Source organism: Sphingomonas sp. BL-S-25 (assembly GCF_055521555.1).
On record NZ_CM145486.1, the window covers coordinates 1,399,919 to 1,414,871 of the forward strand.

Sequence of the window (14,953 nt, forward strand, 5' to 3'; positions counted from 1 at the left end):
TTGCTGTCGGGAAGGACGGAACCGACCGGAACGACCGACTGCGCGCCATGGGACGCGGGTTCGGTGTCGTTCGTGGTCGAGGCTGCCCCACACTCCCCTCAAGCGGTCCCCGCGCTGGCGGCGGGTCGGGAGCGCAATGACAGAAGCCCTTGGGTCACAGAGCCCCTACTTTCGTACTACCGACTTCGCGGGCCGCGTGCGGTTAGACCGAAGCTGCGGTAGAACAACGACAATCGGACGGGGGAGAGATATGCGGGTGAGCCGACGAACGCTGATGGCCGGAGCCGGGAGCGTCGCCGCGACGCCCGCACTGGGCTGGACGACCCCCGCCGCCTCGGCGCGAGACGAGGAACCGCTGCTGCACGGCATGATGCCGGGCGATGCGCTGCCGCAGCTTCCGGAGCCGGTCGAACCCGGGCTGATCCGGATCGATCGCGGCTGGCGCTTCCACGAAGGCGACATCGTCCCGGCGAAGCTGCGCAAGCATGACGAGACCTATCTGGCGGCCAAGGCGGGCGCGGCCCGGGGTGCGGCGGCGATCGACTTCGACGACAGCGGCTGGGCGACGGTCGATGTGCCGCACGACTGGGCGATCCGCCAGCCCTTCGACCGCGACGCCAATGCCGACCAGGGATACAAGCCGCGCGGCATCGGCTGGTACCGCAAGACGATCATATTGGACGAGGCGGATCGCGGCAGGAAGATCGCGCTGCGCTTCGGCGGGATCGCGACGCATGCGACGATCTGGATCAATGGCAGCATCGCCGCGCGCAACTGGTCGGGCTATACCGCGATCGAGGTCGACCTGACCCCCTATGCCCGATTCGGCGCCGACCAGCCCAACATCATCGCGGTGCGGGTGGACGCGCAGGAGATGGAAGGCTGGTGGTATGAGGGCGCGGGCATCTATCGCCACGTCACCCTCGCCAAGCGCCCATCGGTGTCGATCGCGACCGACGGCGTCCATTGCGATCCGCGCCATGACGGCGACGATCGCTGGCGCGTGCCGGTGACGGTGACGCTGGAGAATGTCGGAGAGACTGCGCGCGCACTCGAGATGACGGTCGTGCTGCGCGACGATGCCGGGCGCGAGGTCGCACGCGGGACCGCAGCCGGCACAGTGGCGCCGCTCACGCCGGGCGAACTTGGTTGCACGCTGACGCTGACGCTGAGCGCGCCGAAGCGCTGGTCGCCGGAGGCGCCCACGCTGTACCGCGTGGAAGTCGTCGCGACGAGCGAAGCCGGGACTGATCGGCGGCACATCCCGATCGGGTTCCGAACGGTCCGCTTCGATGCCGATCGCGGCTTCTTCCTCAACGATCGGCCGGTCAAGCTGAAGGGCGTGTGCCTGCATCAGGATCATGCCGGCGTCGGCACCGCGGTTCCCGACGCACTGCTCGAATGGCGGCTGCGGCGGATGAAGGATGTCGGCGTCAACGCGATCCGGTGCAGCCACAACGCCCAGGCCGATGCCTTCTACGCGCTGTGCGACCGGATGGGCTTCCTCGTCATGGACGAGAACCGCATCTTCAACCCCGCGCCCGATCATCTGGCGGAGATGCAATGGCTGGTGCGCGCGCATCGCAACCATCCCAGCATCATCCTGTGGTCGGTGTTCAACGAGGAGCCGATGCAGGGCACCCGCGCCGGGCGCGAGATGGTCCGCAGGATGGTCGCCGCGGTAAAGGCGCTGGACGACAGCCGCCCGGTGACCGCGGCGATGAACGGCGGCCTCTATGAGCCGGAGAATGTGTCGCAGGCGATCGAGGTGATGGGCTTCAACTATCAGACCGACCAATATGACAAGTTCCACACTCTGAACCCGAAGCTGCCCAGCACCAGCTCGGAGGATACCAGCGCGTTCATGACCCGCGGCGCCTATCGCACCGATCGCGCGGCGCATGTGATGAGCTCGATGGACACCGAAGCCGCCGATTGGGGCGCCACGCATCGCAAGGCCTGGGCGGTGATCGCCGAACGCCCCTATCTGGCGGGCGGATTCGTGTGGACCGGCTTCGACTATCATGGCGAGCCGACGCCGTTCGAATGGCCGACCGTGTCGAGCTTCTTCGGGATCCTCGACCTGTGCGGTTTCGCCAAGACCGCCTATGACATTCGCCGCGCGCAGTGGATCGACGATCACCCGGTGATCGGCATCGCGCCGCACTGGACCTGGCCGGGCCGCGAGGGCGAGGCGATGGACATATTGGTGACGTCCAATGCCGAGCGGGTGCGACTGCTGGTCAATGGCAGGATCGTCGGCGAAGCGGCGGGCGACCGGATCAACGGCGCGATGTTCAGGACGGCATGGCAGCCGGGCGAGATCGTCGCGATCGGCCTCAGGGGCGGGCGCGAGGTGGTGCGCACCAGCCATCGAACCGCAGGTCCGCCAGCCTCGTTGCAGCTGCTGCCGTCACGGACGCTGATGCGTGCCGATGGCGAGGACCTGATCCCGGTGACGATCCATGCCGTCGACCGGTCGGGCCGCCATGTCCCGATCGTGCAGCACGGCGTGACGCTGAGCATCGAGGGCGGCGAGATCATCGGACTGGGCAATGGCGATCCCAACAGTCATGAGCCGGCGCAGGGCGATCGCCGGTCGCTGTTCAACGGGCTGGCCCAGGCGCTGGTCCGCGCCCGGCCCGGCGCCCGGCAGCTTCGCCTGGTCGCGCGCGCCGACGGGCTGAAGGACGGCGCCACCTCGATCCGGCTGGTCTAGGGCGATTGCGGCATTGTCCCGAAGCTGCGAGGATCACGCCATGTCGAATGAAGCCGAACCGGTTGCCGAAGCACCGCGCGTGCGCGCCGGATCGCGGCTGGGCCGGGCGGTCGCGATCATCTTCGGCGCGGGCGATTATCAGGCGCATCTGCGCCACGCTGCCGAGAAGGGGCATTCTCCGCTGAGCCGCGCCGAGTTCGACCGGCGGCGGCTCGATGCGCGCTACGGGCGATCCTCGCACCGCTGCTGCTGACCGCGGTTATTCAGGCGGCGACCACAGGCCGCGCGCGATCGCCTGCCCCGCCAGCATCGCCGCCTGGGTCCGTGAGACGGCACGCAGCTTGCGCAATATGGTCGAGACATGGACCTTCACCGTCTGTTCCGAGATGGAAAGGTCGTTGGCGATCTGCTTGTTCAGCTTGCCCGCCATCACCAGCGCCAGGATGCGCAATTGCTGGCTGGTCAGCTCGGCCAGGCCAGCGACCAGCTGCGCCTCCTCGTCATCGGCCTCGCCCAGTTCCGGCCACCAGCGCTCCCCGTCGAGCACCAGGCCGATGATGCGCACCAGCTCGCCCATGCTCGACATTTTGGGGATATAGCCCGCCACCCCGGCAGCCACCGCGCGCCGCACCAGACCGGGGTCGGTCTTGGCACTCAGGATGACGATCGGCGTCGTCGGATGCTGGCCCAGCAGCTGGATCACCCCCGACAGGTCGGATGCGTCGGGCAGGTCGAGGTCGAGCAGCACCAGGTCGATATCGGGATCGCGGTCGAGCTGGTCGTGCGCATCGGCGATGGTGCCGCACTCGACCAGATCGAGCCCGTCGATCGCGGCTTCGAGCGCATATTTGACCGCGGTGCGCACCAGCGGATGATCGTCGGCGATCAGGATGCGCGTCATGCCGGCATCCCCCCTTCGGCCAGCGCACCACCGTCATCGGCACGCTCGGCATCGACGATCACCCGGCGCAGCGGGGCCGGCTTGACCGGCTTGTAGAGCAGCAGGGCCCTGGCCGCGCGAACCTTCGCCGCGACTTCGGGCTGACGGTCGGCGGTCAGCACTACGACGCGCAGCCCGGGACCCCATCTGGCGGTCGCCTGGGCAAGCAGGTCGAGCCCGGTGCGATCATCGGCCAGATGATAGTCGACCAGCAACAGGTCGGGGCGCGCTTCGGGCAGGCTGGTGCCGTCGGAGGTGGTGACGCGGTGCCCCCAATGCTCGATCAGCGCGATCATCCCGGCACGGATCCGCGCATCGTCGTCGACGACCAGAATGTCGAGCGCGGTGGTTGCCTCGTTCGATCGCATCACCCGTGTCGTCGCCGGCACCGCCTGAAGCCGGGCAAGCGGCACGGTGATGTGGAACAGCGAGCCGCGCCCCGGCACCGAGCGCAGGCCGATCGGGTGATCGAGCAACCTTGCGGTGCGCTCGACGATCGCCAGCCCCAGACCCAGCCCGGGCGTTGCCGCGCCCGGCCCGCGGATGCGGTAGAATTCTCCGAAGATCGCGTCCTGCTGGTCGAGCGCTATGCCCGTGCCCGTGTCCCAAACCTCGATCCGTACCCCAGCGCCGCGCCGACGCCAGCCGAGCAGGATGCCGCCCTGCGAGGTGTGACGGACCGCGTTGGACAACAGGTTCTGGAGCAGCCGGCGGAGCAGCTGCGGATCGGTCTCGACCACCAGCGAACAGGGCCGCGCGCGAAACGCCAGTCCCTTGTCGCTGGCGAGCATGCGGAATTCATTCTCCAACGGCTCGAGAATGTCGGCCAGCCGGATGCGGCGCAGCTTGGGCTGGATCGCGCCGCCGTCGAAGGCGGAGATGTCCATCAACGCCTCGATCAGCGACTCTGCGGCGCTGAGCGCGTCGCCGGCATTTCGCGCAAGCTCCGTCGCATCGTGGGCGGTCGATCCGTCGCTGCCGGGGCGGGCCTGTTCGGCGATGGCCGATACGAACAGCCGGGCGGCGTTCAGCGGCTGGAGCAGGTCGTGGCTGGCGGCGGCGATGAACTGGCTCTTGCCGGCATTGGCGCGCTCGGCTTCGCTCTTGGCCGCCTGGAGCTGGCGCGTGCGCTGCGCGACCCGTTCCTCCAGACCCTCGTTCGCGGCGCGCAGCCGCTCGGCGGCGCTGTGGCGCTCGGTCACGTCGGTATAGGTCGAGACATAGCCCTGGTCGCCGATCCGGTCATAGGTGATCTCGAGCACCGTCCCGTCGGGGCGTTTGCGCTCGTAGATATAGGGCCAGCTCTGGCGCGCGAGGTCGCGGTTGATCATCAGAGCGTCGATATCCTCGGGCGAATATTCCTCGCGCGACAGGTTGAACGAGATCACCTCGGCCAGCGGCATGCCGACCTTCACCAGGTCGGACGGAAAGGCGAGCACTTCGCAGAAGCGGCGGTTCCAGGCGGTGATGCGAAGCTCGTTATCGAACGCGCAGATGCCCTGGCGCACGCCGTCCAGCGTGCCCTGAAGCAACTGATAATTGAGGCGCAGCGCCTCGGACGCGGTTTCCAGCGCCTGGCGCGCGGCCTCGTCGAACGGCTGGTCGCGGCGCATCGCCGCGGTCATCACCACCCGGGCGGACGGCGTGCCGATCGCGCCGGCCAGCAGATTCTCGGTAAAGTCGATCGCCAGGCTGTCGACCGGGTCGCCGGGTGCGCGCTGACCATGGTCGCGGGCGAAGCGGCGGAATCCCCGCTCGGCGGCATCGGCGCCGATGAAGCGCACCGCCAGCGCCTTGAGGTCGGCGATCCGCTCCACCGCGGGGTATCCGCCGGCAAAGCCCTCCGGCGCGGTGGCCGGCCGCCCGCTGCGATAGCGCGACAGGCCGTAGAGCAGCGTCAGATTGACCGCGAGGCTGAAGATCGTCGTCGCGGTGATCGGGTCGCTGCCGCCCAGTTCGGGCAGCAGCGGCGGCACGATCGATGCGGTGAAATGAGGCGGCAGCAGCAGCATCCACGCCCAGACCGCCATCCCGCCGACGATCCCGGCGACGGCCGCGGGCATGTGCGGGCGCGAGGAATAGATGCCGACGATCACCGCCGGCCCGAACTGCGCGGTCGCGACGAACGAGACGAAGCCGATCTCGGTCAGCGGATAGCCGCTGACCACCACCCGATGCATCGCGAAGGCGAGCAGCATGATGATCGCCACGGCGATGCGTCGCACCCGCAGCAGCAGCGCCGAGACGTCGTCGCCGCCCAGCTCGTCCCGGCGCCGGCGCAGGATGACGGGCATGATGACGTCGTTGCACAACATGGTCGCAAGCGAGAGGGTCGCGACGATCGTCATGCCCGTCGCCGCGGACAGTCCGCCAAAAAAGGCAAGCGACGCGATGGCCGGCGAATCGAACGCCATCGGCAGCGCGATCACGAAACTGTCGGGCGCGACCGCGCCGCCGAAGGTCAGCAACCCGGCCAGCGCGATCGGGATCATGAAGATGCTGAGGATGGCGAGATAGGCAGGGAAGAACGCCCGCGCCGCCCCCAGATCGCCCGGGCGCTCGCTTTCGACGACCACCACCTGGAAGAGGTGCGGCATGCAGATCAGCGCCAGCGCGGCGATCAGCGTCTGGCCGTACCAGGCGGGCAGTGTGAAGTCGGGCGCGAGGATGCGCGTCGCCTCTTCCGGGATGCGGTGGATCGCCTGGCTCAGGATATCGCCGGGCCCGTCGAAAAAGCCGAAGACGATGCACATGCCGACGATGACGAAGGCGAGCAGCTTGATCACGCCCTCCGCCGCAACCGCCAGCATCAGCCCGCGGTGCCGCTCGCTCGAATGGCTGTAGCGCACGCCGAAGGTCATGACGAACACCGCCATCAGGATCGCCGACACGAACGACGTGTCGCGCCAGATCGGAGCATCGGCAGGGGTCGCGGTCGCGGTGACGATGTCGAAGGTGACCGCCAGCGCCTTCAGCTGAAGCGCGATATAGGGCAGCACCGCCGCCAGGCTGCACAAGGTGACGGCGGCCGCCAGCAACTGGCTCTTGCCATAGCGCGCGGCGAGCAGGTCGGAGATCGAGGTCGCATTCTGTGCCTTGGCGACCGCGACCAGCCGCCTGAGCATCGGCTGACATAGCAGCAGCACAAGCACCGGCCCGATATAGATGGGCAGGAACGCCCAGCCGGCCGAGGTGGCGCGCCCGACCGAGCCGTAGAAGCTCCAGCTGGTGTTGTAGACGGTCAGCGTCAGGCAATAGACCAGGGTCGCGAACCAGCGCGACCGCCACAGCCGTTCGATGACGCCCGAACGCCGGTCGCCCAGCCAGGCGATGGCGAACAACAGCGCGACATACAGCAGGGTGAGGCCGATGACGGTGATTGCAGTCAATCGATAAATGCTCCCCGCCCGGCGGCTTCGCCGCTCTGTGCGCCGACAAATAGGGGTCGGGGCTCGCCAGGTCGACGGACCTTAAGTAGGGGGTCCGTGTACGCACGCGCTTTGCCATGAGGCGTGCACGGGAACCGGCAAAAGGGCGGAGAGGCAATGCGGGGCGCGTCTGCGCGAAACTGGGTAGCGCTTGCGCCCTTCGTCCTGATCGCCTGCGCGGCGGCGGTTGCGCTGGGCGTGATCGCGCGCGGATCGGGGGAACCGGTCAATGCGCTGTGGCTGCTGACCGCCGCCACCTGCGTCTATATCCTCGCCTATCGCTTCTATGGCCGGTTCATCGCCCGCCGCGTGCTGCAGATCGATCCGTCGCGGCCGACCCCGGCAGTGCGGCGCGCCGATGGGCTCGACTATGTCCCGACCGACCGGTTCATGACCTTCGGCCATCATTTCGCGGCGATTGCCGGCGCGGGCCCGCTGGTGGGACCGGTGCTGGCGGCACAGCTCGGCTATCTGCCCGGCATGTTGTGGATCCTGGTCGGCGTGGTCGTCGCGGGTGCGGTTCAGGACATGGTCGTGCTGTTCCTCTCGACGCGGCGCGACGGGCTGTCGCTGGGGCGGATCGCGCGCGACGAACTCGGCGCGGTTGCCGGCACCGTCATCTCGCTCGGCCTGTTGCTGATCATGATCATCCTGCTCGCGGTGCTGGCGCTGGTGGTGGTCAAGGCGCTGGCCGAAAGCCCCTGGGGCACCTTCACCGTCTTCGCGACGATGCCGATCGCAGTGCTGATGGGCCTGTACGGGCGCTTCTTCCGCCCCGGCCGGCCGCTCGAAATCGCGCTGCTCGGCGCGGTGCTGCTGATGGTGTCGGTCGTGCTGGGCGGCCATGTCGCGCAGGATCCGGCGCTGGCCGCCTGGTTCACCTTCGACGCAGCGACGCTGGCGCTGATGCTGATCGGCTATGGCATCATCGCCTCGCTGCTGCCGGTCTGGCTGCTGCTCGCGCCGCGTGACTATCTGTCCAGCTTCCTCAAGCTCGGCACCATCCTGTTGCTCGCGGTCGGGCTGATCTTCACCGCGCCCAGTCTCCAGATGCCGGCGGTCACGCCGTTCATCGACGGCACCGGCCCGGTGTTCGCCGGCAGCCTGTTCCCCTTCCTGTTCATCACCATCGCCTGTGGCGCCGTCTCCGGCTTCCATGCGCTGATCGCGTCGGGCACGACGCCAAAGATGATCGCCAGCGAAGGCGACATCCCGCTGGTCGGGTTCGGCGGGATGCTCGCCGAGTCCTTCGTGGCGATGATGGCGCTGATCGCGGCGACGATCCTGCATCCGGGCCTGTATTTCGCGATCAACAGCCCGGCCGCATTGATCGGCACCGATGCGGCCGCCGCCGCGGCGACCATCTCGCAATGGGGCTATGCGATCGATGCGGCGACGCTACTTGATTCGGCCAAGGCAGTCGGCGAGCATACATTGCTGTCGCGCACCGGCGGCGGGCCGACTTTGGCGGTCGGCATCTCGGAGATCCTGTCGGCGCTGGGCGGACCGGATTCGATGAAGGCCTTCTGGTATCATTTCGCGATCCTGTTCGAGGCGCTGTTCATCCTGACCACGGTCGATGCGGGCACCCGGGTCGCGCGCTTCATGATCCAGGATTTCGGCGGGACGGTCTCGCCCTGGTTCGGCGACACCACCCGCTTCGCCCCCGGCGCGCTGGCGACCGCGCTCGCGGCCGGATCCTGGGGCTATCTTCTCTATCAGGGGGCGGTCGATCCGCTGGGCGGGATCAACTCGCTCTGGCCGCTGTTCGGCATCGCCAACCAGATGCTGGCGGTGATCGCCCTGCTGACCTGCACCGTCGCGATCCTGCGATCGTCGCGGCGGCGCTATTGGTGGGTGACGGGCGTGCCGGCGCTGGCGCTGACCGTGATCACGCTGACCGCGGGCGCGATGAAGCTGTTCGCCGCCGATCCGCGCGTCGGCTTCCTGTCGCACGCCGCATCGCTGGATCCGGCCAAGACCGGCGCGGCGACCGCCGCGATGCTGCGCGGCGACTATACCAATGCCGTGCTGACCGCGGTGCTGATCCTCGTCGTGCTGGTCGCGGCGGCAAGTTCGCTGCGCGGCGCACTGCGCATCCTGCGCGGCGATGACGGCCAACCCGTCGCCCCGGCGCATGGCTGACCCTGGAGACTATGTCGATGACCTCGCATGACCGCATCGCCCGCTGGCGCCATCTGTTGCCGATGGCGGCGCTGACCGCCCTGGCCGCGGGCGGCTGCGCCACCACACCGGCGCCGCAGGGCACCGGCGCGGCTACCTCCACCGCTCAGGCGAGCCAGAGCGACCTGGTCGTCTATGGCTGCACCTCGGCGGGCGTGATCGCGGCGATCAGCGCGCGCGAGCATGGCAAGTCGGTCACGCTGATCTGCCAGCGCGATTATGTCGGCGGGCTGACGACCAATGGCCTCGGCTACTCCGACACCGGCAATCATGGCGTGATCGGCGGGCTGTCGCTGGAGTTCTACAAAAGGCTGAAGCAGCATTACGACCAGGCATCGGCCTGGAAGCACGGATCGGACCGCGCCCGCGAACAGCCGCGCTATGTTGCCGACGGCGCGCAATGGCTGTTCGAGCCGAGCGCGGCGCAGGCGGTGTTCGACGGCTGGCTGACCGCCTCCGGCGTCACGCCGCTGTACGATCGCCCGCTCGACCGCAGCGCCGGCAGCGTCGAGAAGGCAGGCAACCGGATCGTGTCGATCCGCACGCTGGACGGCGCGCGCCACCGCGGCGCGATGTTCATCGATGCGACCTATGAGGGCGACCTGATGGCCGCCGCCGGGATCAGCTACACGACAGGTCGCGAGGCCAATGCGACCTATGGCGAGACGCTGAACGGCGTGCAGGTCGCGAAGACGACGAGCCATCAGTTCAAGGCGGACGTCGATCCCTATCGCACGCCGGGCCGGCCGGAGAGCGGGCTGCTTGCCTATGTGACGAGCGAGCGCCCAGGGCCCGACGGCAGCGCCGACAGGAAGATCCAGGCCTATACCTATCGCCTGTGCATGACCGATGTCGCGTCCAACCGCGTGCCGCTCGCGCCGCCCGCCGGCTATGACGCGGCCGATTATCAGCTCCTCGCGCGCTATCTCGCGGCCGGGTTCAACGAGGTGTTCCGCAAGTTCGACCGGGTGCCCAACGGCAAGACCGACGTGAACAACTGGGGCGCCTTCTCGTTCGACGCGATCGGGCTGAACCACGACTATCCCGAGGCAAGCTATGAAGCGCGCGAGGCGATCCTCGCAAAGCATGTCAGCTATCAGAAGGGGCTGTTGTGGTTCCTGGCGACCGACCCGCAGGTGCCGCAGTCGGTCCGCACCGAGATGAACCGCTGGGGCCTGTGCAAGGACGAATTCACCCGCAACGGCAACTGGCCGCGCGAAATCTATGTCCGCGAGGGGCGGCGGATGGTGTCCGACTTCGTGATGGCCGAGCCGCATCTGCGCGCGACCAAGCGGACGCCCGATCCGATCGGCATGGGATCCTACGCGATGGATTCGCACAATGTGCAGCGCTTCGTCGACGATCGCGGCTTTGCCCGCAACGAGGGCAATATCGAGGTGAGCCCGGGCGACGCCTATCCGATCAGCTACCGCGCGATCGTGCCGAAGCGCGCGCAGGCGACCAACCTACTCGTGCCGGTGGCGCTGTCGGCCTCGCACATCGCCTATGGATCGATCCGGATGGAGCCGGTGTTCATGATCCTCGGCCAGTCGGCGGCGACCGCCGCGGCGCTGGCAATCGATGCCAAGGTGCCCGTGCAGGATGTCGACTATGCCGCGCTGCGCGCCGACCTGATCGCGCGCGGCCAGATCCTCGAAAAGCCGGCGCGCGAGGTTGAGCGGCGCCTGGAGAACTGATCGCGGTACTCGTCGGGGCGGGGGCACAAAGCCCCCGCCCGTCGTAGCGTCAGAATTTTACGCGCATCTGGACGCCTGCCGTCCGGAGTTCCGGAAGGCCGACGAGAAGCGCCGTGTAGTTGGTGGTGTGCTCGAAGAACGGCGTGAACATGAAATTGTCGTAGACGCTGACATATTTCTTGTCGTTCAGGATGTTGGTGACGAAGGCCTCGACCGAGAAGATGCCGCGCGTAATGCCGGCGCGGGCATTGAAGACATGGCGATCCTGAGTGCGAACGATGTTCGCCTGGTTCGACCAGACGCCCGACTTGTAGTTCCAGTCGAGCCGACCGAACCATGAGGAGTCGGCCCAGCCCTTGACTTCACCGCCCAGCTGGATCGCGCCGACGGCCGAATATTTCGAGCTGTTCGGCTGCTCCTTGCCGGTGAAGTCGGTGATGCCCGACAAGGTGGTCAGCGAGCGGTTTTCGAAGGCGTTGATGTGGCTGAGATTGACCGCGCCCCCCAGTTCGAAGGTGACGAGGCTGCTGGCGCGCAGCGAGGCCTGGGCCTCGACGCCATAAAGATCGACCGAACCGGTATTGGCGCTGCCGTAGAAAAATGCGCCCGCACCCCCGAGCACCACCACGATCGAATTGATCTGGTTGCGCCACGGCGCGTAATAGCCCGCGATCGAATAGGTCAGCGCGTTGCCGAGGCCGCGCCCCTTCACCCCGATCTCGTAATTGGTTACCTTTTCTGGCGACACGCGGAGCGTGACGCCGGCGGCGGTCGCCAGCGCGACGACCTCCGGTGTGGCCGTGATCAGGCCGGTACTGAACGTCCCGGGATTCACGCCCTTGGCGACCGAGGCGTACACCATCGTATTCGGTGCGAAGTCGTAATTGACGATCAGTCGCGGCAGGAAGTTCCGGTACACGGAATCGACGATCAATGACCCCAGGCCCGGCTCGACCGGAGCGCCCGGCTGCGGATTATAGGCGTAGCTATGGTCGATCTGATACCGGCCCTCGGCACTGACCGACAGGTCGGGAGTCAGGTCATAGGTTGCGCCGAAGAAGATGCCGAACGTCTTGGCACGATCGGTACCGCCGCCATTGGCGAAGACCGTCGTGCCGAGTGCTCCATTGCCACCGCCGATCGAGCTGCGGTTGCGCCCGTCGAGCAGGCTGGCGCCGAGCACGCCGCGGAAGGACGTCGAGTCATAGGACAGGCGCGCCTCGACCGAATAATCCTTCGAGATGCGCTCGCCGAGATAGGGAAAGTCGAAATAGGGCCGCGATCCCGCTCCGCCCAGGGGATTGGGAAGTGCCGTCGTGTCATAGCCGTCGAGGTCGGAGAACTGGCTCCAATTCTCATTATTATATCCGGCCAGGATCGTGCCGGTGAGTTGCGGAGAGAAGTCGATATCGACAGTGCCGTGAAGATGGAAATAGCGGCGCACCATGCCGTATCCCTGAACGCCATCGGCCGGATCGAGCACGCGCCCGGTCGGGTTGGCTAGGAAATTGCGGATATAGTCGTCCGCGATCCGGTTGGTCGAAGGCTGGTTGGCCAGGCTCGGCAAGGTCCCGCAAATGAACGGATTCTGGACAGGGGCGCCCGCGGAATTGAACCCGCTGAGCGTGCAATTGGACTGACCGCGATAGATGATGTTGCCCGAGCTGTCGCGAACATCGACCGCGGATACGCGGGTGCTGGCGGAGATGCCGTCCTCGTCCTTCGAGTAGGAGGCGAACACCTTGGCGCGCAGCCACGGAGCCGGACGCGCGGCGACCAGCAGTGACCCCGCCGTCGATTTCTGGTCGCCCAGCGTCCCACCGTCGGTGGCGATCCACGACCCTTGCTTGCCGAACCGGTCGAACGTCGCACGGAAGGTCAGCGCCTCACCGGCAATCGGTCCTTCGAGTTCGGCGCGGGTGCGGTAATTCTCGCGTGTGCCGAGCATCGCGGTGACCGAGCCACCCCATTCGCCGGTCGGCACCTTGTTCACGACATTGATCGCGCCGGCAAAGGTATTGCGGCCGAAATAGGCGCTTTGCGGGCCGCGAAGGACCTCGATCCGCTCAGCCGCACCGACGCTGTTGAGCGCGCTTGGCGACGAGACGGGGACGCCGTCGATGAAGGTCGAGGTGGTCGTGGCGACAACGGTGGATGGTGTGAAGCCGCGGATGATGACGCCCTGGATGGTGCGGTCGGCGCGGCCCGACGAGTTGTTGTTGACGTTGAAGCCCGGCGTGTTGGCCGCGACGTCGGAAATCGAGACGATCGAGCGCTTCTCGATCTGATCCGCGGTCAACGCTGTCACAGTGACCGGCGTCTTGAGGATGCTTTCCTCGCGCTTGCGTGCAGTGACGACGATCTCGCCATCGTCCCCAGGCGAGGCTTCAGCCTCGGTTTCGCTGGGCACCTGCTGCGCAGCCGCCGCCAGCGGCATGCCCAAGGATAGAAATGCCGATATCGCGGCGAGCGAAGCAATATTTCTCATGACCCCCAACCTTTCTGCTTGATTGAATCGCGACCGGACCATTTCGGTCTCCCCGCACTTCAACATCATGCAGATATTATTCAGATTGGATGGATTCGTTCGAAATGCTCGCCTGGCGGACAATCTATTGCAATAAACGAACCGCTAGGATTCAGACAGTATCGAAAGCGCCCTATCCATATTTCATAATATTTCAATACTGAATTATTCCGTGTACTTGAAGATCATTCCAGAGAATTCTCTGAGATAGCCCCGCCAGTTGCTCCAGGTGTGCCCCCCTTCGCTTTCGACATATCGATACTTGATGCCGTACCGGTCCATCATTGCTCTTGTCGGCGCAACGGCTGAATATAGGAAATCCGTCTTGCCCATTGCGAACATGACCGGGGTGCCGGCTTTTGCACGCGCCCGAAGCGAGGCGTCATTGGCAGCAACGAAGCGGGCCTCCTGCCCGGGAAGATAGAATCCCATGCTGAAGATTCCGATCGGCCCGAACACCGCAGGATTGGGCAGGCCCCAGGACAGTGTGTGTGCGCCGCCCATCGACAGGCCCGCCATCGCGCGATGCGCCGGATCGGCGAATGTGCGATAGCGGCCATCGATCAGCGGGATCAGATCCTTGACCAGGTCGTCGCCGAAATCCTTGTTTGCGAACAGGTCGCTTCCCGGCTTGAAGACCGTGTGGCCAGCCGGCATGACCACGATCATTGGCACGGCCTTCCCCGAGGCGATCAGATTGTCGAGAATGTCGTTTGCCCGGCCCCGCGAGGTCCAACTGTCGTCCGAATCCCCGGCGCCATGGACGAGATACAGCACGGGGTAGCGTTGGTTCCCGCCCTTCTCATATCCCGGCGGTGTGTAGACATGGGCGCGACGAACGACGCCAAGCGTGGCCGAGGAATAGGTGATGGTCGACACCGCGCCATGCGGGACAGCCGGATCATAGGTCTGAAAGGCGCCATCCTCGCCGGTCACCTCGAGAACCGACGACACGCCGCGATAGCTGGTCGAGAATTGCTCGGCCATCGGATCCGCAAGGGTCAGTCCACCGACCCTGAAGCCATAGGAGTAGGTGCCGGGGGCGACGGGGACCTCGGTCGTCGCGATCCAATAACCAAGCGCGTCGCGGGTCATGGCCAGGCCCGCCGGCTTGCCGTCATACCCGCTGGGAATTGCCTCGATGTCGCCGCTGACCACGCGGGGATCCACCGCCTCGGGCGCGCACAGACGGAAGCGGAGCCGCGAGTCCGGCAGCTGCTCCACCGGCTGATAGAAGAGCGGGTTCATGAAGTCCGGCTTGCCACAGGGCCGTGGCGCTTCCTGTGCAGCAGCCGGCGTCGACAGCAGGGTCGATACCGCCACCAATGGCGCGAGCGCGGTCGTCGAAAACGCCTTCATCTGCGGCTCCCCATACCCGATTCGCCCAAGCTGATCCGGCTAGCCGCCAAGTACAGCCACCCAGCTGGAGATTGTTCACCCAGCGAACAGTTGAGTCTC

8 protein-coding genes are annotated in these 14,953 nt (G+C 66.5%); 4 read left to right on the top strand and 4 right to left on the bottom strand.

Annotated features, from left to right (window positions below):
- Positions 1-250 precede the first annotated feature (250 nt).
- A complete protein-coding gene (galA, locus tag ACZ1H8_RS06910; protein WP_465180607.1) occupies positions 251-2,719 on the top strand; it encodes a beta-galactosidase GalA in 2,469 nt (822 codons plus the stop codon).
- A 40-nt stretch (positions 2,720-2,759) separates the two neighbouring features.
- Complete coding sequence (locus ACZ1H8_RS06915; RefSeq protein WP_465180608.1) at positions 2,760-2,972, top strand: YbdD/YjiX family protein; 213 nt, start codon at positions 2,760-2,762, stop codon at positions 2,970-2,972.
- A gap of 6 nt (positions 2,973-2,978) precedes the next feature.
- Here the strand turns inward: ACZ1H8_RS06915 and ACZ1H8_RS06920 are convergent, their stop codons facing one another.
- Entirely contained in the window at positions 2,979-3,620 is a 642-nt protein-coding gene (locus tag ACZ1H8_RS06920; RefSeq protein ID WP_465180609.1) for a LuxR C-terminal-related transcriptional regulator, read from the bottom strand.
- Positions 3,617-7,048 (bottom strand): hybrid sensor histidine kinase/response regulator, encoded by a 3,432-nt coding sequence (locus ACZ1H8_RS06925; RefSeq protein WP_465180610.1) that lies wholly within the window; start codon positions 7,046-7,048, stop codon positions 3,617-3,619. Before ACZ1H8_RS06925 ends, ACZ1H8_RS06920 begins: the two co-directional genes overlap by 4 nt.
- A gap of 156 nt (positions 7,049-7,204) precedes the next feature.
- Between ACZ1H8_RS06925 and ACZ1H8_RS06930 the strand changes: the two genes are divergently transcribed.
- Positions 7,205-9,232: a carbon starvation CstA family protein gene (locus ACZ1H8_RS06930; protein WP_465180611.1), complete on the top strand. Its 2,028-nt coding sequence runs from the start codon at positions 7,205-7,207 to the stop codon at positions 9,230-9,232.
- Between the two features lie 17 nt (positions 9,233-9,249).
- Positions 9,250-10,968 (top strand): FAD-dependent oxidoreductase, encoded by a 1,719-nt coding sequence (locus ACZ1H8_RS06935; protein WP_465180612.1) that lies wholly within the window; start codon positions 9,250-9,252, stop codon positions 10,966-10,968.
- 49 nt (positions 10,969-11,017) lie between these two features.
- On the opposite strand, the gene ACZ1H8_RS06940 is transcribed toward ACZ1H8_RS06935, so the two are convergent.
- Entirely contained in the window at positions 11,018-13,405 is a 2,388-nt protein-coding gene (locus ACZ1H8_RS06940; RefSeq protein WP_465181357.1) for a TonB-dependent receptor, read from the bottom strand.
- 255 nt (positions 13,406-13,660) lie between these two features.
- Entirely contained in the window at positions 13,661-14,854 is a 1,194-nt protein-coding gene (locus ACZ1H8_RS06945) for an alpha/beta hydrolase (protein ID WP_465180613.1), read from the bottom strand.
- Between the last annotated feature and the right edge of the window lie 99 nt (positions 14,855-14,953).

Excerpts from the sequence above, each read along its gene's own strand:
- ACZ1H8_RS06930 (WP_465180611.1), top strand. The coding sequence starts at position 7,205 with ATGCGGGGCGCGTCTGCGCGAAACTGGGTAGCGCTTGCGCCCTTCGTC.
- ACZ1H8_RS06915 (WP_465180608.1), top strand. The coding sequence starts at position 2,760 with ATGTCGAATGAAGCCGAACCGGTTGCCGAAGCACCGCGCGTGCGCGCC.
- galA (WP_465180607.1), top strand. The coding sequence starts at position 251 with ATGCGGGTGAGCCGACGAACGCTGATGGCCGGAGCCGGGAGCGTCGCC.
- ACZ1H8_RS06920 (WP_465180609.1), bottom strand. The coding sequence starts at position 3,620 with ATGACGCGCATCCTGATCGCCGACGATCATCCGCTGGTGCGCACCGCG.
- ACZ1H8_RS06940 (WP_465181357.1), bottom strand. The coding sequence starts at position 13,405 with ATGCCGCTGGCGGCGGCTGCGCAGCAGGTGCCCAGCGAAACCGAGGCT.
- ACZ1H8_RS06945 (WP_465180613.1), bottom strand. The coding sequence starts at position 14,854 with ATGAAGGCGTTTTCGACGACCGCGCTCGCGCCATTGGTGGCGGTATCG.
- ACZ1H8_RS06935 (WP_465180612.1), top strand. The coding sequence starts at position 9,250 with ATGACCTCGCATGACCGCATCGCCCGCTGGCGCCATCTGTTGCCGATG.